At 49.8% G+C, this 20120-nt stretch carries 12 protein-coding genes; 4 read left to right on the forward strand and 8 right to left on the reverse strand.

The features are described from left to right. The first annotated feature begins 71 nt into the window (after positions 1-71). Both hemH and JHJ32_RS19365 read left to right on the forward strand, forming a co-directional pair. On the forward strand, positions 72-1133 hold the full coding sequence (gene hemH, locus JHJ32_RS19360) for a ferrochelatase (protein ID WP_079718407.1): 1062 nt from the start codon (positions 72-74) through the stop codon (positions 1131-1133). Then, the gene (locus JHJ32_RS19365; RefSeq protein ID WP_200122089.1) at positions 1134-2408 is read left to right on the forward strand and encodes a metallophosphoesterase; all 1275 of its coding nucleotides are present in this window, start codon (positions 1134-1136) and stop codon (positions 2406-2408) included. A gap of 10 nt (positions 2409-2418) precedes the next feature. Here JHJ32_RS19365 and JHJ32_RS19370 read toward each other — a convergent pair whose 3' ends face one another. Further along, complete coding sequence (locus JHJ32_RS19370) at positions 2419-3585, reverse strand: VCBS repeat-containing protein (RefSeq protein ID WP_200122090.1); 1167 nt, start codon at positions 3583-3585, stop codon at positions 2419-2421. A gap of 179 nt (positions 3586-3764) precedes the next feature. On the opposite strand from JHJ32_RS19370, the gene JHJ32_RS19375 reads away from it, so the two are divergent. Then, the gene (locus JHJ32_RS19375) at positions 3765-4550 is read left to right on the forward strand and encodes a prolyl oligopeptidase family serine peptidase (protein ID WP_200122091.1); all 786 of its coding nucleotides are present in this window, start codon (positions 3765-3767) and stop codon (positions 4548-4550) included. A gap of 57 nt (positions 4551-4607) precedes the next feature. Next, a complete protein-coding gene (locus JHJ32_RS19380; RefSeq protein WP_079718403.1) occupies positions 4608-5855 on the forward strand; it encodes an ABC transporter permease in 1248 nt (415 codons plus the stop codon). A 130-nt stretch (positions 5856-5985) separates the two neighbouring features. Here the strand turns inward: JHJ32_RS19380 and JHJ32_RS19385 are convergent, their stop codons facing one another. The 7 genes from JHJ32_RS19385 to JHJ32_RS19415 all read right to left on the reverse strand — a co-directional run bounded on the left by JHJ32_RS19385 (position 5986) and on the right by JHJ32_RS19415 (position 19980). Further along, the gene (locus JHJ32_RS19385; RefSeq protein WP_200122092.1) at positions 5986-7353 is read right to left on the reverse strand and encodes a Gfo/Idh/MocA family protein; all 1368 of its coding nucleotides are present in this window, start codon (positions 7351-7353) and stop codon (positions 5986-5988) included. Between the two features lie 67 nt (positions 7354-7420). Next, entirely contained in the window at positions 7421-9259 is a 1839-nt protein-coding gene (locus JHJ32_RS19390; protein WP_200122093.1) for a gamma-glutamyltransferase family protein, read from the reverse strand. 303 nt (positions 9260-9562) lie between these two features. Then, on the reverse strand, positions 9563-12373 hold the full coding sequence (gene uvrA / locus JHJ32_RS19395) for an excinuclease ABC subunit UvrA (RefSeq protein ID WP_200122094.1): 2811 nt from the start codon (positions 12371-12373) through the stop codon (positions 9563-9565). A gap of 209 nt (positions 12374-12582) precedes the next feature. Further along, positions 12583-13917 carry a DUF5125 domain-containing protein gene (locus JHJ32_RS19400; protein WP_200122095.1) on the reverse strand — a complete coding sequence of 445 codons (1335 nt, stop codon included), beginning with the start codon at positions 13915-13917 and terminating at the stop codon, positions 12583-12585. An 11-nt stretch (positions 13918-13928) separates the two neighbouring features. Continuing rightward, positions 13929-15434: a glycoside hydrolase family 30 beta sandwich domain-containing protein gene (locus tag JHJ32_RS19405; RefSeq protein WP_079718398.1), complete on the reverse strand. Its 1506-nt coding sequence runs from the start codon at positions 15432-15434 to the stop codon at positions 13929-13931. An 18-nt stretch (positions 15435-15452) separates the two neighbouring features. Further along, complete coding sequence (locus JHJ32_RS19410; RefSeq protein WP_200122096.1) at positions 15453-16976, reverse strand: RagB/SusD family nutrient uptake outer membrane protein; 1524 nt, start codon at positions 16974-16976, stop codon at positions 15453-15455. Positions 16977-16989: 13 nt separating this feature from the next. Continuing rightward, positions 16990-19980, reverse strand: coding sequence for a TonB-dependent receptor (locus tag JHJ32_RS19415; protein ID WP_079718396.1), 2991 nt, complete (start codon positions 19978-19980; stop codon positions 16990-16992). Between the last annotated feature and the right edge of the window lie 140 nt (positions 19981-20120).

Raw genomic sequence — 20120 nt, forward strand, 5'->3', positions numbered from 1 at the left:
CTAAGTCATCTAAGCATCAAATTATCACCGCCTTACCAGCCAAAACCGATAATTCCGTAACTTTGTAACCGATGAGCAAACCGAAAAAGGGAATTTTATTGGTTAATCTCGGCACGCCGGATAGTCCGTCTGTGCCGGACGTGAAGCGGTATCTTACGGAGTTTTTGATGGACGGGCGGGTCATTGATATCCCTGCTTGGCGACGGTCTTGGTTGGTGAAGGGTATTATCGTTCCTTTCCGGGCCCCCAATTCGGCTAAGCTCTATAAAGAGATTTGGGATGATGACACCGGATCGCCGCTGTTGTATTACAGTATGCGGCAACAGCAACTACTGCAGGAGCGCCTGGGTGATGAGTACTATGTGGAGCTAGCCATGCGGTATCAAAACCCTTCGATAGCATCGGCCTTGGAGCGGTTGAAGCAGATGAAGGTAGACAGTATCCGGATTATCCCACTGTTTCCGCAGTACGCATCAGCGACTACCGGCTCGGTGATAGAGAAAATAACCGACGAAATACGCAATTGGGCGACTTTTCCGGCGATATCCATCGTTAATCAATTTTTTGACCATGAAGGCATGATAGATGTCTTTGCGGAAAACGCGCAGCGGTATCGCCCAGAAACGTACGACCATTACCTGTTTAGTTATCATGGGTTGCCTGTGAGGCAGCTCCTCCATGTAGACGGCACCGGCACGCACCGATGCGACGAGGCAAAATGCCGGGAGCAGATAACGGAAGATAACAAGTTTTGCTATGTGGCACAATGCTATGCAACAACGCGGCTGATAGCGAAACGGCTCAACCTGAATGCCGAGGCTTATACCGTCTGTTTCCAATCCAGGCTTGGTAAAACACCTTGGATACAGCCTTATACCAGCGACGTGCTGAAGGATGTGGCGGCGAGAGGGAAAAAGCGGCTGCTGGTCTTCTGCCCTGCATTTGTATCGGATTGTCTGGAGACGGTGTATGAGGTTGGCACAGAATATGCAACTGAGTTTAAGGAACTGGGAGGAGAGATGGTGCAACTGGTAGAAAGCCTCAATGACCATCCCAAATGGATTGCAGTACTCGAAAAGCTGGTTTATAGCGACCTGCCAGAATGGCTGCAAAAAGAAAAGATGACTGTTTAGATGATTGTTTTTAATACGATAGTGCTGCTTTTGCTGGATTATTACATCTACAAAGCGCTACGGGCTACGCCGATTAGCTGGGCAAAATCTCGCCTATTTCCGAGGCTGTGGTGGGGCTATAGCTTATTTCTAACGACCGCGATTTTCATCAGCATCTATCTCAGTATTCCGTTGATGGTCCGCTCCATCATATTGGTGATGTTTTTCCTCACCTTTATGTGTAAGTTTATTTTCATCTTGGTATTACTGGCTGATGATATCCGCCGCGGCGGGGTGTGGCTGAAGCGGCTCGTTATTCCAAAGAAAAAAACGGTAGTGCCAGCAGTGGAGCCGTCCGACCCATTGCCGGAAAGACCAGTAAAGGGGATTAGCCGTTCTGAATTTTTGACCAAAGCAGGTATTCTGGTAGCCTCCGTGCCGCTCGCGCCAATGGGCTGGGGCGTGATATCGGGAGCTTACGATTATAAGGTCCGCCGCCAGAAGCTTTATCTGCCAAACCTGCCGAAAGAATTCCACGGAATAAAAATCGGCCAACTGTCTGATATTCACTCGGGTAGTTTTTACAACAAGACGGCGGTACAAGGGGGAGTGGAGATGTTGCTCGCGGAGAAGCCGGACGTTATTTTCTTCACGGGGGATTTGGTCAACCATCTTGCCAATGAAATGCGGGATTATCAGGATATTTTCTCGAAGGTACAGGCTCCTTTGGGTGTCTATTCTACACTGGGCAACCATGATTATGGGGATTACCACTACGGCCCTGAGCCGTCCGCCACAAAAGCGAAAAACCTGCAAGACCTGAAAGAGACGCATAAGGTGATGGGCTGGGATCTTTTGCTCAATGAACATCGCAAGCTGCGGGTCGATAATGAGGAACTCGGCATCATTGGGGTGGAAAACTGGGGCACAGGCAGGTTTCCGAAGCACGGCCGCCTCGGTGAGGCCTTAAAAGGTACGGATGAGCTTCCGGTAAAGCTGCTTCTTTCGCATGATCCGTCGCACTGGCGTGCAGAAGTGCTATCGAGACCTGACGTGGATGTCATGTTTGCGGGCCACACACACGGGATGCAGTTTGGTGTGCGCGCCGGCAATTTTAAATGGAGCCCGGCGCAGTACATTTATAAAGAGTGGGCAGGCTTATACAAACAAGGGCACCAGCAGCTATATGTAAATACCGGATTCGGCTTCCTCGGCTATCCCGGCCGGGTCGGCATCTTGCCCGAAATCACGATTTTTGAATTGATAAAGGGCGAGCAACCGTCACGGCGCGCATAGTTGCCGAAAATCATTCGCTCCGGTTCCAATAAATCTTCAAGTTGTGGGTAGACCGGCCCGACGCGATGAGGTCTAATTTGCCATCGCCATCCAGATCGGCTACCGCGAGGTCTTCACAAGCCATATCGCCAATGTCTATGGCCTTGACGGTCCAGGCTTCCCATAACGCATTGAAGGGAATGTATAACTTGATGCCTAAATGGCCTGCATCGTTGGGATTCCGCCATCCGGCGATGACTTGATCCCTGCCTTGCCCGATAAGGTCAGCCACCACCAAACCGTGGCCCTCGCGGAGCTCATCGTCAAGTGTAATCCGCTCGGCCTGGTGTAATTTGGGTATCCCTTTGCGGGGGACATGCGCGACCAATACATGACCATGCAGGGGGCTGATACCCGCTAACATCGGTGTGCTTTCGTCAATGCGGCCCACCCGCACTTCGCTAAAACCATGGCCTTTGATGACCCATTTCCTGCCTCCGTGAGGCCGCCATTTGCCTTTGCTGTAGGAGAACGCTTTCACGCCTTCTTTGCCCCCGACATAAACGCATTCTTGCTCGCCATCGGGATGTATATCAAGGTTGTGCGTCAGGTGCATGGAATTGTCGATGATCCAATGCTGCCATTTCTGCCGCGGATCTGCTGGTTTTTCATAGGCAATCACGTTTACGCCTGCGCCTTCACCGTCTTTATTGCCCCTCCCATGGAGTGGCAATACAATGAGGTGATATTTGCCTTCAGCGGCCTTGGCCCACTGCATGCGGTGCACGGTAGGCTCGTGATGAAGTTTTACCGGCGTCCACAGTTGGGTAGGGTCGTCGGGGCGAATCAGGTAATGCACGGCACCTGACTGCGCTGTATCGGATGTCTCCCCCGGGTTCCATTGGGCGCCAACGGCTACTTCCACTTTTCCATCGCCATCGATGTCCCGGGCGGCGATACACACGTTGTCATGTGCAGTGAGGTTTTCAACCATCACGAATTTCTTCCAATCGCCATTGCGATACCATACAAACTGTTTCTTGTCTGCCAGCAGGATATCCGGTTTGCCATCGCCGTCCACATCGCCGATAGCAATACCATAGCCAATGGCTACTTGGTCATCGATCAATTGCTGTTCAAACGAAGGGTCTTGCGGAGTGGCATACAGCATCGCGAGTCCCAGTAGTAAATCCTTCATGTAAGTCTGGTTTTTCTGATCAACAATCTAACCACACACTTGTTTTTTAGCGAATATGGATGCGCCGTCTATCGCTCCGCGGACGGCTGACGAAGAAAGATATCGCGCTTTCTATTTGGCGAACGCAAATAAAGTAGTACTTTTATCGGTTAATGAAATTACTAAGACCTATTTTGACTATGAAACAAATCTCGCTCATTGTTTTAGCTTGTTTTTTTTCGAATGTGTCTGCCCATGCTCAGGATTTTGCGCCCTTTCAAGCCAAGCAATTGATTCACCGAGGTGATACATTGCCCTACCGGATATTATATCCGGATGGCTATGATCCTCAAAAGCAATATCCCGTATTGTTCTTCCTGCACGGTGCCGGTGAACGAGGAAACGACAATGCAAGTCAATTGACCCATGGCGCAGCCTTGTTTTTGAAGGATAGCGTGCGACAGGCCTTTCCGGCCATTGTGGTATTCCCGCAGTGTCCGACCGAATCGTTCTGGAGCAATGTAGACATCCAATCACAGGCTGATGGCCGGCGTGAATTTTCTTTCCGTACAGGCGGCAAGCCTTCGGAAGGCTTGCGGCTGTTCCTAAGGCTGGTGAAACACACGTTGAGGAATGAAGCGGTAGACAAAAGCCGGATATACATTGGCGGATTATCCATGGGGGCAATGGGTACCTACGAAGCATTGCGGCGAAAACCGAGGCTGTTTGCTGCAGCGTTTGCGATTTGCGGGGGAGATAATACGTTCAATGTGAAAAAATACGCACATGTGCCATTATGGATATTCCATGGTGAGCAGGATGACGTGGTGCCCCCGACGCATTCTCACGCCATTGTTGCTGAACTAAAACGGATTGGTGCCAATCCGAAATATACGTTTTATCCGACGGCTAATCATAATAGCTGGGATGCCGCTTTTGCCGAACCGGAACTGCTTCCATGGCTGTTTAGCCATACAAAGATGTGAGTCTTGTGTAACATATGCCAGCCAAGAAACTCTAATTGCTTATAAAACTGTTTTGAGATGTCGGTCCAAATGTCCAATAGGGAGAATGTGAAGCTGTCATTGCAGGCGATCAGCAGCAATAAGCTACGTACGTTTTTGACGGCGCTGATTATCGCTATTGGGATTACGGCGCTGGTTGGTATTCTCACATCCATTGATGCTATCAAAAACTCACTGACCGATTCCTTCTCGGCTATGGGATCCAATTCGTTCAACATCCGTAATAGGGGGTTAAACGTGCAGATCGGGGGAAGTGGTACACGGCCGAAGCAATTCCCGCAGATCACTTATTATCAAGCCAAGGCGTTCAAGGATGCGTTCGATTATCCGGCGGTGGTTTCCTTGAGTACCTATGCCTCGACCGGCGCTATTGCCAAATATAAGAGCGAACAGACCAATCCCAACATCAATGTGCTTGGCGCAGACGAAAATTACTTGCAAACCGCGGGGTACAATTTATCGTTGGGCCGTAATTTTTCGCAACGTGAGGTCGAATACGGTAGCAACGTGGTCATCGTAGGGTCCGAAATCGTAAAGCGGCTGTTTAAAAGTAATGAGGAGCCACTCGATAAATTCATTACGATAGGTAATGCCCGTTATTCGATTATAGGGGTGCTGGAAGATAAGGGGTCAAGTGCGGGATTTGGCGGAGACAAGGCATGTATTATTCCCCTGCTAAAGGCGCGCGCGGTGATGGCTATGGGACGCCCGTCTTACACCATTACGGTGATGGCGACGAATCCCCAGCAGATTGAGGCTGCTATTGGCGAAGCAACAGCAACCTTTCGAAATGTCCGTGGATTACGGGTCGGCCAGGAGACGAATTTTGAAATCACTAAAAGTGATGCCGTGGCGCAAATACTAATTGAGAGCCTTACTTACGTCACACTCGGTGCCATTGTCATCGCGCTGATCACGTTGATTGGCGCTTCAATTGGTTTGATGAACATCATGCTTGTGTCTGTCACGGAACGTACGCGCGAAATCGGCATCCGTAAAGCTATCGGTGCCACGCCAAAAGTCATCCGTAGGCAGTTTCTTACCGAGGCGGTTGTGATTTGCCTCATGGGAGGCTTTGCGGGTATCTTTTTGGGGATCCTAATCGGAAACGTTCTTGCTGCGGTGATGGGGGCCAGCTTTATCATTCCCTGGAACTGGATCATCTTGGGAGTGGTGGTATGCGTGGGCGTAGGGATGATTTCAGGATATTACCCTGCCTCCAAGGCGTCAAGGCTCGACCCCGTGGAGGCATTGCGGTACGAATAATCTATTTCGGCGAGCAACCATCTCGGCCGATCGCTGCCAAATGGCTAACCGGATTGCGGTTTACGAGGTCTTTGCGGTATTTCATTTCCGAAGCCGAAGCCCATTGATTTTTTTCGGCCCACAGGGATAATTATATTTTGGGCTCCCACCCCGGTTCGTAGGTTCGGCTCCAGAGTTCTTGCGCTGCTGCATCGCCGATGATATGGCCATTTTCTGGGTTTATGCGCAAATCGCGTTTTAGGCGCCAAGCGATATTACTCAGCAACATGGCCACTGTGCTTTTATACCCCAGTTCGATGTCGCAGTTTGGGTGTCGGTCATTGCGGATGGCATCCAGGAAATCCACCACATGCATGTTATCCATGCTTAAACTTGGACTCGCGGTATTCCGGCCCTCCAAGGCACCTTTTTCTGCTTCGGATCGTTCTTCCTTGGTCAACTTGCCGCGAAGGTCATAGATTTTGTAGCCGTCCCATCCGGTTTCCAAGCTGCCGTTTTCGCCATAAAAAATGACTCCGCGGTCTAGCCCTTCCACTTTTCGACCATTACAACTGCGGCTTTCCCAGACAATCACGGCTTGGGGATACTCAAGCGTAACAACTTGGGTGTCCGGAGTTTCCCAATCGTCGTTGAAATGGTAACGGCCGCCAATGGAACTAATTCGTGAAGGAAACTCGACACCAAGACCCCACCGGGCGACGTCTACTTCGTGAGTGCCGTTGTTGAGGGCTTCTCCGGTGCCCCAATGCCAGAACCAGTGCCAGTCGTAATGAATCAGTCCCTTCTGATAAGGCATGCGCGGTGCAGGGCCCTGCCACAATTCATAATCCAGCCAGGAAGGGACGCGGCCGGGTTTTAAAAATGTGGCTTTGCGGGTGTTGGTGTACCACGTTTTTGCCATGTATACTTTTCCAATAGCTCCGTCGTGCAAGTGTTGAATGCCCTTGGTAAGCACAGGGGCTGAACGCCTTTGCGCCCCCATTTGTACCACCCGGTTGTATTTCCGAGCGGCCGCGACAGCCATTTCACCTTCGGCGGGATTGTGTGCCATAGGCTTTTCAACGTATACGTGCTTCCCCGCTTGGCAGCCCATAATGGTGAGCGGAGCATGCCAATGGTCGGGCGTTGCCGTATAGATGGCATCGATATGTTTATCTTCGAGTACCCGGCGAAGGTCTTTTTCGGCCTTCGGTACAACAGTTTGGCCTGCCTCGGCCACACGTCTGATTGCCTTGCGAATGGCTCGTTCATCGACGTCGCAGACACAGGACACTTCTGCATTTTTATGGCGAGCGAAGGTGCCGCTCATGCTGCTTCCCCTACTGTTTACACCGATAGTGGCCACATGTATCCGTTCATTGGCGCCGATAATGTTGCGGTAGCTTTTAGCTGAAAAACCCATCACAGGATTGCTGGCCAGAATGTTGTTTCCCAACGAGAGTGCAGCGGTGCCGACGCCAAGCTTTTTGAGGAAAGCTCTTCTTGAATTGCTGTTCATGATATTGTTATTAGCGTTTAATACCAATACGGGCACGGCTATCAGCGCACCAGCATGGATAGGAAATCTACCAACCTATTCCATAATCCTCGCCGTTGTTGCTACTGCCGCCCCATAGTGAGCCATGAGCCTCATCGATAAAGATGGCATTGATGGGACCGCTGGTGCGGTTGCCCTGCCGTACGGTATAGCCCATGGCTTTCAGCCTGTCTGCGACTTCTTGGTCGGTGGAATTGCTCAGTAAGATGCTTCCCGGACGGGGCATGCGATCTTTGAACAGGGTGCCGCCCAGCGAAAGCCACAGCTGGTTGCTATTGATGTTGGCTGCTTCCGTCGCTTGCTGCACCGTCATGTCGAATTCCACCATATTGAGAAAAAACTGCAGGAGGTTCTGTTCTTGCGTATCTCCCCCCTGCACGGCGAAAGCGAGGTAGGGGCGGCCTTCCTTCAGAGCCATCGATGGTGTCAGCGTCACCCGTGGGCGTTTGCCGGGAGCAACAACGTTGAACGGGTCGATGATGGAGTCAAGCACGAAGCTTTGCATTCGTTGGCTCATCCCAATGCCGGTGCGGCCAGCGATGCAAGCCGGTAGCCATCCTCCGCTCGGTGTGATCGAAACGACCCACCCTTCTGCATCTGCCGCTTCTACGCTAGTTGTGCCCCGGAGCAGCCGATCATTGTAAAGGCTATCTGCACTTGCCGTCGTCGCATAATCAAATTCCAGAGCCCCATTCAATGCGCTGATGGCATCGTGTTTGGGCACGAAGTTTTCCAGTTCGCCGAGACCGGAAGTGTCAGCCAAGAGCTTTTGGCGCTGGGCCAGCAGCGATTTGAATGGATTGGTCGTGCCCTCATAAACGTAAGGATCGCCCGGTTGCGGATTGGGATCATTGCGATCGGGGTTGATCAGTTTGGCGCGTTCTTGCGCATATGCCTTGCTCAACAAGCCCTTAATGGGGGGGCGGGGAGTAAAATAGGGATCACCATAATAAAAATCGCGATCGGCAAATGCCAGATTCATGGTTTGGTATAGGGTATGGATGTATTCAGCCGAATTGTAGCCCATGGCTTTCAAATCGAAGTTTTCAAGGATATTCAAAGCCTGCAAAAGTGCCGGTCCCTGTGTCCATTCCTGCAGCTTGTATACATCAATACCTTTGTAGGAAGTCATTAACGGCTCCTCTTCGATGGGCTTCCAATTGGCGAGATCGTCCATGGTGAAAAGCCCGCCTTGTTCTTGGTTTCCGCGTACGATTTCTTTCGCGATATCGCCTTTATAAAAGCGGTCATATGCGGCCATGATTGCTTCTTCGCGAGACTTGCCCTGTTTTAGGGCTTCTTGCTCGGCGTCCACCATCTTCTGGAGGGTGGCTAACAGATCTTTTTGCACGAAGATTTCGCCGGGCTCCGGAGCTTCCCGTTCCTCGCCGAGGTGAGGCAGGAAGACGGCCTTGCTATATGGCCACTGCTTGATGCGTTCTTTGCCCCGCTCTATGCTGTTGGCTGTTTGCGCATCAATAGGGTACCCGGCAGCCATGTCCATTGCCGGCGCTAAGATGTCTTTGAGGCTTAATTTGCCGTATTCAGCCAGCATATAGCACAGGCCACCAGGCGTTCCGGGAGTAACAGCGGCTAAGGGACCGTATTCTGGCGGGAAATTGTATCCTTTTCCTTTGAAAAACTCCGGTGTCGCGCCGGTCGGGGCAACGCCCAGGGCATTGATGGCAATAACTTTTCCGGTATTCGGGTTGTAAATAAGTGCCTGTGTCTCGCCACCCCAACTCAATACATCCCACATGGTGCAGGTGGCTGCCAGCATTGCACAGGCGGCATCCACGGCGTTGCCGCCCCGCTCGAAAATGAGCGCTCCTGCAGTAGCAGCCAAGGGCTTGCCAGTAATGGCCATCCAGTGTTTGCCGTGGAGAGGAGGTTTTTGAGTGGGTTGGGCTATGATTGTGCTAAAAAACAAAAAGCTTAGCATTGTGGACAGTAGGCAACGTTTCATTCTTTTATAAAAATACTTGGTTATATAACAATATGCTACAAACAATTGTGCAAAGCATGCACTCAAGTCCTAAAGGTAGGGTTTATCCCCTGAAAATGGCAAGAAGGGATTGTAAATAGTTGGTTAGGTAGCACGTGGCGGTCAAGAAACGCTTGATACCCGTTTTGTTTTGACCAATTTGGTCAAACAAAACGGAAAATTTTATCAAGTAAGGCTTCCTAAGTAATTACTCAGAAAATGGGCAGTATGGGTGTTGGCATTTTTTACCATTTCTTCCGGTGTCCCTTCGAAAACAAGCTCTCCGCCTCTTTCGCCACCTTCGGGGCCGATATCAATCACCCAGTCGGCGCTTTTGATCATGTCCATGTTGTGCTCGATGACGAGGATACTGTTGCCTTGTGCTATGAGCGCATCAAATGATTTCAATAGCTTTTTGATATCGTGGAAGTGTAAGCCGGTTGTGGGTTCGTCAAAGATGAACAGCGTATTTTTGCTGTTATTGCCCTTGATGAGGAAAGACGCCAGTTTGATACGTTGGGCTTCGCCACCAGACAGTGTGCTTGATGATTGGCCTAACTTTACATATCCGAGGCCTACATCGGCCAGCGGCTGGAGCTTAGCCAGAATTTTGGACTGACCGGAAAAGAACTCAAGCGCTTCATCCACACTGAGGTCTAAAACATCAGACACGTTTTTTTCCTTCCAAGTGACGTCTAATACATGCTGCTTAAAGCGCTTACCACCGCAGGCCTCACAGGTGAGTACGATATCCGCCATGAACTGCATTTCGATTTTGACCTCACCTTCACCTTGGCACACATCGCATCGCCCCCCCTCCACATTGAAGGAGAAAGCCGCAGGCTTGAGTCCAGCAGCTTTGGCGGCGGATTGCGCGCTGTATAATGTGCGTATTTCGTCCCACGCTTTGACGTATGTCACCGGGTTGGACCGCGATGAGCGGCCGATTGGGTTCTGGTCAACCAGCTCGACATGTTCGAGTCGCTGGATGTCGCCGTCGATGCCATCATACAGGCCGGTTTGCTCGCCTGCGTAGTTGCCAAGCGCCTTTTGCAATGCTGGATACAAAATACGCTTCACCAAAGAGGTCTTACCTGAGCCGGACACGCCTGTCACGACGGTAAATACATTCAAAGGGAAGCTTACATCAATTCCTTTCAGGTTGTTTTCACGCGCGCCTTTGACCAATATGGCATCGTGCCACTTGCGGCGGCTTGTTGGTACGGGAATACGTTCCTTTCCGCTGAGGTACTTGCCGGTCAGGCTGTGCGGGTCATTTAGGATTTCGCCATAAGTGCCGTTAAATATGAGGCGGCCACCATTCACTCCAGCTTCGGGCCCTATGTCAATCAGGTAGTCTGCGGCCTGCATCATCTCTTGCTCATGCTCCACGACCAACACGGTATTGCCCACGTTGCGTAATGACTTAAGTACGCCGATAAGGCGCTGTGTATCCCGGGGATGCAAGCCGATACTTGGCTCGTCAAGTACATATACCGAACCGACCAACGAGCTGCCGAGCGATGTAGCTAAATTAATGCGCTGGGACTCGCCACCTGATAAGGTGTTGGACAAGCGATTCAATGTCAGGTAGCTCAACCCTACGTCTGTGAGGAACTGGAGCCGATTGCAGATTTCGGTAAGCAGGCGTTGTGCGATTTTCGTTTCACCCTCCGACAAATCCAGATTTTGAAAGAAAGCCAGCGCAGCGTCCAACGGCATTAACACGACGTCGGAAATGGACTTCCCATTTATTTTAACATACGCCGCATCCTTGCGAAGACGTGTCCCTTTGCATTCGGGGCAATTGGTTTTTCCGCGATAGCGGGATAACATGACCCGGTATTGAATTTTGTAAGTTTGTTCTTCAAGTTCTTCGAAAAAGCGATTCAACCCGTCAAAATAGTGGTTGCCGGTCCATAATAACTCCTTCTGAGCATCGGTAAGATCGCGATACGCCCTATGGATAGGGAAATCAAATTTTATGGAATTGCGAACAAGTTGCTGGAGCCATTGACCCATCTTTTCGCCACGCCAAGGAGCGATGGCGCCATCGTATACCGAGCGACTCTTGTCTGGGATGACTAAATCCGGATCGATGCCGACGATGCGACCGTAGCCTTCGCAGCGTTTGCACGCGCCGTAAGGGTTGTTGAAGCTGAAAAAATTGGGCGATGGCTCTTCAAACGTCATGCCATCTAACTCAAAGCGGTCTGAAAATGTATGGATCTTGCCGTTTTCGTCAATGTAGCAATCTCCTTTGCCCTCGAAAAATGCTGTCTGCACCGAATCTGCAATGCGGCTGGCGGTGTCTTCCTCCCCATCTACCGCGATGCGGTCAATCACGATGGATAAATCTCCAACTATGGCCGTTTGGTTTTCGATGGCGGTATCTTCCAGCAAGGACTCTATTTTTTGTATCTTCTCTTTGTACACTACCCGTACAAAACCTTTTTGCAAGAGGATGGCCAACTCTTCTTTAAGCTTGCGATTATTGCTGGGATGCAGAGGAGCAGTCACGGTAGCTATGGTGCCTTGGGGCAATGCGGTAACAAAGTTGGTCACCGACGTTACGGTATCCTTCTTTACTTCTCTGCCGGATATGGGGGAATATGTCTTGCCGATACGAGCATAGAGTAATTTCAAATAATCGTAGATTTCCGTGGAAGTGCCTACCGTAGAGCGTGGATTGCTGGTGATGACCCGCTGTTCGATAGCAATGGCCGGCGCGATGCCTTTAATGTAGTCAACCTCGGGCTTACTCATGCGCCCCATAAATTGCCGGGCGTAAGACGAAAGGCTCTCTACATAGCGGCGTTGGCCTTCAGCATAAAGCGTGTCAAAGGCAAGCGAGGACTTGCCGGACCCGGACATGCCTGTAATAACCACAAGCTTGTTTTTCGGAATGGCCACATCCACGTTTTTAAGGTTGTGTACGCGTGCACCTTTAATGATAATATGTGTTTTGGGATCAAGCGTTGCTATTGCTGTATTCATTCGTGCATGATTGCATTTACGGCCTCATGAACCCCGCCCTTTCATCGCCTTCTGAGTCTGCGATGTCACAGCAGGGTTCATGTGGATAACCACTCCGTAGGCTGGCCTATGCGGAGGCATACAAAAGTACGGATAATTTTTTTAGTATCAACAACCCCTTGTTAATGCTTTTGCATAACAAGGGGTTGTAAGGGGGGAAGAAGGGGGGACTACTTCTTTTCGACTGTTAAAACGCCGTTGTCGTTGCCTCCGGTAAGGTCTAGCGTGAAGACATAAGTGGCACCGGTTTCTAATGTTTGTCCTTCGGTAATGCCGAGATTGCCCGGATCCCGGCCGTTGCTCCCGTCACCCACGAAGATAAGATCGCTGGTGGTGCTGAGGGCTGCATTGGTAAATTCGCCGCCCCAACCCTTTTGATGGAAAAATTTAAAATTGATATTGTTTGTTGAGACGGTGGTACCAGCAACCACGGTGATTTGATAAATCTTATCTGCCACCGGGGCCATGCAAAGCGCTTTCTCAGTAGTCCAACCGACAGCATTTGTCGCTATTGAGGGTTTTCCGATGCCTTCACCGATGACCCACACTGCGCCGGATCCATCAGCTTGTAGCGTGGATAAGCTTGTGCCGGTCAGTGCTTCTACGATGAAGTACTCATGATTGAAGTCTGCCGATATTCGATAATTGCCGCTCTTCGCTTGAAATAGAAGGTTACCCGAGGCGTCGCGTGTAAAGAAATCCGGATCGAACCACCACGCATCTAAGTCGTCAAAACCATCAATTACCACTTGCTCTTCACGATTCAAAGCAAGATCGACCCGATACATGTTATCGTCCACCCGATCCATTACTGTTTGGTTAATGGCGTATGCGATGATGAACGGAGAGGCTTCATAGTTCAAGGTATTGAACATAATGGTATAGTCGCCCGAGAATGCATTGGAGAACGGAATATTATTGATACTGCCCTCCTTGATAGTATGCTCTTCCCAGCCAAACGTCAGCTCATTTCCGTTGTCGCCGTAAGCTGGTGTTTTGATGTATCCGTTTACCTTCGCCGGAAAGGTAGTAGCGGCGGCGTACGTATATAGGCCTGTGCGTTCCATACGATATTCGGTGTCTTCTGCAATCAATGTTAAATACGGGTAATCGGGACGTTCGACGGGCAATTCAAGGGTTTCTTCACGCGTCGTGAAGTTGATGTTTTGCAATACCAGCTTAAGGGTCGCCGTACCATTCGGTACATGAGCATAATAAGGGATATATATTTTGCCGGTGTAATCGCCCTCCGTTTTCGTACGGATGACCGTTTCAGATACTAGTTCATCACTGTAATACAAGTGTGCTTTCAACGTAGATAGCGGTATGCGCGCTTCATCTGAGACGCCCACAGTGAATTGAAGACTATCGCCGAAATAGGCAGAAGAGAATTCCGTTTTGATGTTTATAACGGGATTTCCCGGCGCTTTCTGCTCTTCCTTTTTGCAGGCGTTCATCGTGACTGCGCCGAAGAGAATTAAAAAAGTTATTAATGGTTTTCTCATAATTTTACGGTCTAATTCCAACGATAAGAGACTACTGATTTTGCCGGGATTTCATAACGGAAGTGGTTTGTGCCATCTGCGAATGTAATGCGCCTTGTTTCGTTTGTATTGTTGAGTAATACGACAGCATAGCTACCGTCAAGGTTTTCAAATGCTGCGTGCGTTACGCCAGCCGCGGAATAGCCACTGGTCCCGATACGGGTTGCCCCCGGTTTGACCACCGCTGAAAGGTGGCTGATGATGTAATAGTGTGAGTTTCTACGGATGGTTTTGTAATCGTTTTTATTGATATCTACTGCACCGAAGCAGGTCTGGCATCCGCCGTCGCGATTAGGACCGCGCTCGCTATCGAGCATCAGATTCCAAACGATGACGGCCTTGCACCAGTTATTTACCGTGCCGAGGGCAACTTCTTCCATGTCATCCATCAGGCGGGAGGGTAAGTTCTGACCGTCGTTCCATGTGCCGATGGATGTTTCTGTAAAAATTAACTCTTTATCGGGGCGTTGTTGATGAATGTCAAGCAGCTCCTGGCGGTTACCCCCATAATTGTGATAAGCCGCGCCGGCCACAAAGGACGCCGCTACATCATCTTGATATATTTTGATGGGATAATCAACTTGATCGGCCATGTTGTCATAGTTATAGTTGTGGTCGAAGACATAGATTTTTGTTCCCAAACCTGCGGCCTGTAACTGTGGACCGAGTGCTTCTTTGATAAATGTTTGCTGCTCCTGCCAGCCCATGAATAGGGAAGCTGAGTTGCCCCGGTTGAGTGGCTCGTTTTGAGGCGTTACGGCGTAGATGGGAATTCCTTCTGCTTGTAGGGCTTGTATCCATTTGACGAAATACAGCCCATAGTCCTGATAGTAAGCAGGATTGAGGTGGCCACTAGTCCATGAGTTGTGTGGTTGCCGGTCGACGAGGTTATTCACCTTCATCCAACGAGGGGGGGTCCATGGCGAACCGATGATTTTGATGGAAGGATTGATGGCCAGAATTTCCTTTAAGACAGGAATGACATAATCTCGCTCCTCGCTTTGCAATGCAAAATTTTCAATACCCGGATTGTCACAGAGCGAATACTCGCTGAGTGAAAAGTCTGAACAGCCAATGGCTATACGGATATAGCTATGTCCGTAACCGTCCGCTTCGGAGAATGTTTCCTTAAGGAATTTCGCCCGATCCTCGGCAGTCATTTGCATAAGGTTGTAGCTGGAAGAGCCAGTCACTGCCGCGCCAAACCCGTCCATTGTTTGATAACGCTGGGAGGGATTGAGTGTAATGGTTGTTGGTGACATGTTGGATGATGTGCTGAAATCCACAGCCTGTTTAGCTAAATCGTGAGATAGATTGGCTGTGGTTACATAAATCGTTACATCGCCCGTCACCTCAGGATTGTCCTCCTCATGAGGTTGGGGCGATTCATTGACTTTGTCCGAGCTGCACGCTGAAACCAGTATACAAAAAGCAAATAATGTGGTGAAAACACGTTTTAAGAAGGCTAATACTTGCATGGAAAATGTTTTATCGGATTAATAGCCGGGGTTTTGAACTAAATTGGGATTCTGATCCAGAACAGCCTGTGGGATAGGCATGCGATAGGAGTTTTCACTAAATGGATAGACCTGTGGCCGTCTTCCTGAATCGTTGGCAAAAACGGCATTCATCACCTCTTCCACCTTGTTCAGTCGAACCAGGTCAAACCAACGTTGCCCTTCGAAAGCCAGCTCCAGGCGTCGTTCTTTCAAGAGCGCATCCAACATGGCTTCTTTGCTGGCACGCACGGAGCTGCTCAATCGTGGCAGACCACCGGCCCGCTGACGGATACGGTCTATAATATCGGCGGCGGCAGCCAAATCGGCCCCATCGCGCATAATGAGAGCCTCGGCCTTGAGCAGCAAGATGTCGGCGTATCGGTATTTGATGATGCTGCTGAACGCTGAACGGCATTTGTACATAAAGGGGTAATTGCTTGAAGGGTAATAATTGCTCCAGCTGGTTTCATAATATACAATGGATTCTCGGTAGCGTACTTCGTCGCCTTCATTTTGAAAGGTGCGGATAAGGTCGCGCGAAGGGGTTACCCATTTTGCCCAAGTAAAATTATTGTTCCAGTTGGTCAGGTCGCGGCCAAACATCCACGTTACCCAGTTGCCGCCGCCGGAGAAAAACTGTGCTTCTAGGATTGATTCTTGGGTGTTACGCATTTTTGTATCCGTATTACTGGCATTCATGCCGAACAGGTCGCTGTAATCGCTTACAAGGTCAAAGCCGTCGGCAGCCAGTTCGTCCGCATATTGGATGACTTTATTATAGTCTCGAATGGGTTTCTCGGCATATATTTTGGCCAGCAGTGCTTTAGCCACAGATTTAGAGAAGCGTGTTTTGTCCGACAGGTTATTGTCCGGAGCCGCACCTAATGCGTCCAATAAGTCCTGTTCAATTTGGCGATACGCCTCCTCCTCTGTAGCTTGAGAGGGAAAATAATCATCATATACTTCTCCGATGGTTTCCGATGTAATATCTTCTGCTTCGGTGGTGATGACGGGGATCGATCCCCAAAGACGGACCATATCAAAAAGAATCATTGCCCTGAAAATTTTGGCCTCGGCCTTATACCGTTCGCGCTCAGCTATGGTTAGCGATGCGTCCTGCACGCCGTCAATATTGACGATGAGACGGTTTGCTCGTGCAATATCCTCAAGATAGCGGTTCCAATCACGGTTGATGACGGAATTGGAACCCTCAATGGCATTGTTTTCAAAGGGCACCACTTCGGCGCCAGTCGTACCCGCGTAGGCGTTATCCGCATGAGCTTCTGCAATTAGCAACAAGTCCAGATACCAATGCTCTTGACGCTCCCTTAATTGGTTATAGAGTGTCACCAGATGACCTTCCACGGCCGCTTTGTCGCGAAAAACCACCTCATCGCCGCCCTCGGTGATGCCTTCTGTCACATCAGAATAGGTGTCTACCGGCTCGAAGATTAATGAGCAGGAGTTCATAAACAGCAGAACACTGCTCAACACTATTGGAAATATATATTTGGTATTCATTGGTCTATGGTTTTTAGAATTCAACATTAATCCCTACTACGAATGAACGGTTTTGAGGGTAGGTCCCCCAGTCGATGCCTTGCACTGCTCCACTGTTTCCCCATTGGTTTACTTCCGGGTCCATACCGGAGTAGTTGGTCCACGTGAGTAGGTTGGTTGCTGACACGTATGGTTGTAGGCGATTGATACCCCAGCGCGTCAGCAGGCTGCCCCTGATATTGTACGACAGGGCAACGTTTTTGACCCGTAAATAGCTGCCATCCTCTATGAAGTAAGTGGAGTTTCGGATGTCAAACCCTGCTTTGGGCACCTCGGTAATCTGGCCGGGTATACGCCAACGGTCGAGTACGCGGGTTGACTGGTTTTTGCCGTCATACATGCCTTCGGTTTCCATGCGCGAGGCGTTGTAAATATCATTGCCATAAGATCCTTGTAAGAAGATACTCAAGTTGAAATTTTTGTAGGAAAGCGTATTGGTAAGACCAAAGGTGAAATCTGGATTGGGATTACCGATGTAGGTGCGGTCTGAAGAGGAAAGTCGGCCGTCATTATTGAGGTCCCGATACATGAGCTCACCGGTCTCCGGGTCTACGCCGTCACTGATATAGCCGAAGAATCCACCCAGAGGCCTGCCAGGCTCATTGCGGACTACGGCTTCGTTAACCACTTCGCTGGTGGTGGCGGCACTATAGATTTGCTGTAGCTCAAGGCTTTCTAGCTTATTGCGGTTGAAGGATATATTGAAGTCTGTATCCCAGCGGAATTCGCCTTCGCGGAAGTTCTGACTGTTGACCGTGATTTCAACCCCACGGTTGGTCATCACTCCTTCATTGCGAACAATTGAATTAGCCGCTGCCGCACCTGCGGGCAGCGACACAAACATCAACATATCCGTGGTGCGTTTATAGTAATAATCAAGGTTGACGGTCAGCCGATTCCGGAGCGCCATAAAGTCAAGACCGATATTGGTTTGCGTAGTGGTTTCCCAGGTCAAGTCAGGCGTACGTAGGTTGGCTTGAGAGATAGCGGGCAAAGCGTTTTCCTGGCCCTCAACGAACCACTCGATGCGGTTGATGGTATAGCGTTGCAGGTAGGCATAGTCGCCAATGCCTGATTGGTTACCCGTTTGTCCCCATCCCCCGCGGATTTTTAGATCATCCAACCAGGTTACGTTTTCCATGAATGGCTCAGCGGACAGGCGCCATGCCGCAGATACCGATGGAAATACCCCCCAACGGTGGTCGGGATGTAGCTTGGACGACCCGTCTGCGCGGAGGTTAGCGGTGACGAGGTAGCGGCTATCAAAATTATACGATGCTCGGCCGAAATAGGACATGATTCCCCATTCCGAACCACCCGAACCAGTACCATTCCAAGCGATCTTATTTGCTGCATTCAATGTTGGAATTAGATCATTACGGTAGTGCGATCCGCTGATCCAATTGTTGGTATATTCAGATTGCGTCCACGACGTACCGCCCATCGCTTCAACGTTATGTCGGTCAATGCTTCTGGCATACGTTAAGATATTATCCCAGGTCAGCACCGTATTCATATTGCGGTTGTCTGATCCCTCACCATATTGGTTGCGACCCCAAGCTGTAGAAACAGGATCAAGAAAAGCAGTACTCACTGCATTGCGACGGTCTACCGTGAATGATGATTTAAGCTGCAACTCCGGTGTAAACAGTAGCGTGGCGTGTCCTGAAGCGAGCAATCGGTTTTCGCGGGCCTTATTGTTTTTGCTGCGCGCCATGTTTTCCAATGGGCTAGTGATGTTGCCTATCCCGTAGAAGTTGTTGTAATATTGGGCGGGGTTTTCAGGATTCCAGATCGGTGCATAAGTAGGTGTGTTGATCACTGATAGTACGACGCCCCCCCGATTGGCACCGGTGCCAGATATAATACCATTGTTGTTGTAATCGGAATACGATACGTTGGCACTGATATTCAACCAATCACGTACTTGGTTATCAATATTGGCGCGGAAGTTATAACGTTTATAAAATGCGGTGGCTAATACGCCCTTTTCGTCTAGGTACCCACCTGAAAGGAAGTATTTCAGCTTTTCCGTGCCGTCGGAGATGGACATTTGATAATTTTGGATATGCCCGGTGTTATATGCTTCGTCGAACCAGTTGGTTTGGTCGGTGAGTCCTTCCGGCAGGTTTATCAGGCCGATTTCGTTTTGTAGCTCACGGTATTGTTCAGTGTTTAGCGGCTCGATTTTATTCGTAACCCGGTTTTGTGTTGCCTGTGCACTTAAAGAAATTTTTGCGCCACCCTCAGCTCCTCTTTTGGTCGTGATGAGGACTACGCCATTGGCTGCTCGCGACCCATATATTGCCGCTGAAGATGCATCTTTCAAAATCTGCATGTCAGCGATGTCCTGCGGAGAGAGAAAGTTGATGTTGTCTACGGGTACGCCGTCTACGACGTAGAGGGGGTCGTTACTGCCGTTAAACGACGTCGTCCCCCGGATACGGATGGATGTTTCGCCTCCCGGTGCGCCATTAGGCTGGATAACTGACACACCGGCTGCCCTGCCTTGTATTGCCTGTGCCGCTGATACGATGGGCCGCTCGTTGAGGTCATCCATCGATACACTTGAGATGGCGGTTGTGACATCTTTCCGTTTCACCGAGCCGTAACCTATGACGACCACATCTTCCAGCATGTTCAACGACGGGCTTAATTGGACGTTCATTGGGTTGTCGGTTGCAGGTAGTTCTAATGGGTCATAGCCGATAAATGAAATAGCAACGATCGCTCCTTCCGGTACGTTGTTTAATACAAATTGTCCATTGTCATCTGTTGTAGTGCCATTGGATGCCCCCTTTTGGGACACTGATACCCCAAACATCGGCTCCCCATTGCTGGCGTCAGTCACCGTTCCTGTAACGCGCAGATTGATCTGGGCAAGACTTGGCGAAGCATTGAACCAGGTAAATAGTAGAAAGATAGGGAAAATACCCCTTTTTAGTTGGATAAAGAAAAATTCCATATCGTTGATTTTAATACAGGTTAAATTGGGTTTTTAATTGGCTATCCCAACCATGGCATAAGCGACCATCACTTATGTCTGACAAAATTAGAAACACGCAATGGCAGAAATCTATACTACCGCAGAAGTGAAGCGAAAAA

The organism is Parapedobacter sp. ISTM3, from assembly GCF_016533505.1.
Taxonomy (GTDB): domain Bacteria; phylum Bacteroidota; class Bacteroidia; order Sphingobacteriales; family Sphingobacteriaceae; genus Parapedobacter; species Parapedobacter luteus.

Bases quoted from the DNA above. Each gene is read 5' to 3' on its own strand.
- hemH (WP_079718407.1), top strand. From the start codon at position 72: ATGAGCAAACCGAAAAAGGGAATTTTATTGGTTAATCTCGGCACGCCG.
- JHJ32_RS19365 (WP_200122089.1), top strand. From the start codon at position 1,134: ATGATTGTTTTTAATACGATAGTGCTGCTTTTGCTGGATTATTACATC.
- JHJ32_RS19370 (WP_200122090.1), bottom strand. From the start codon at position 3,585: ATGAAGGATTTACTACTGGGACTCGCGATGCTGTATGCCACTCCGCAA.
- JHJ32_RS19375 (WP_200122091.1), top strand. From the start codon at position 3,765: ATGAAACAAATCTCGCTCATTGTTTTAGCTTGTTTTTTTTCGAATGTG.
- JHJ32_RS19380 (WP_079718403.1), top strand. From the start codon at position 4,608: ATGTCGGTCCAAATGTCCAATAGGGAGAATGTGAAGCTGTCATTGCAG.
- JHJ32_RS19385 (WP_200122092.1), bottom strand. From the start codon at position 7,353: ATGAACAGCAATTCAAGAAGAGCTTTCCTCAAAAAGCTTGGCGTCGGC.
- JHJ32_RS19390 (WP_200122093.1), bottom strand. From the start codon at position 9,259: ATGGCCATTACTGGCAAGCCCTTGGCTGCTACTGCAGGAGCGCTCATT.
- uvrA (WP_200122094.1), bottom strand. From the start codon at position 12,373: ATGAATACAGCAATAGCAACGCTTGATCCCAAAACACATATTATCATT.
- JHJ32_RS19400 (WP_200122095.1), bottom strand. From the start codon at position 13,917: ATGAGAAAACCATTAATAACTTTTTTAATTCTCTTCGGCGCAGTCACG.
- JHJ32_RS19405 (WP_079718398.1), bottom strand. From the start codon at position 15,434: ATGCAAGTATTAGCCTTCTTAAAACGTGTTTTCACCACATTATTTGCT.
- JHJ32_RS19410 (WP_200122096.1), bottom strand. From the start codon at position 16,976: ATGAATACCAAATATATATTTCCAATAGTGTTGAGCAGTGTTCTGCTG.
- JHJ32_RS19415 (WP_079718396.1), bottom strand. From the start codon at position 19,980: ATGGAATTTTTCTTTATCCAACTAAAAAGGGGTATTTTCCCTATCTTT.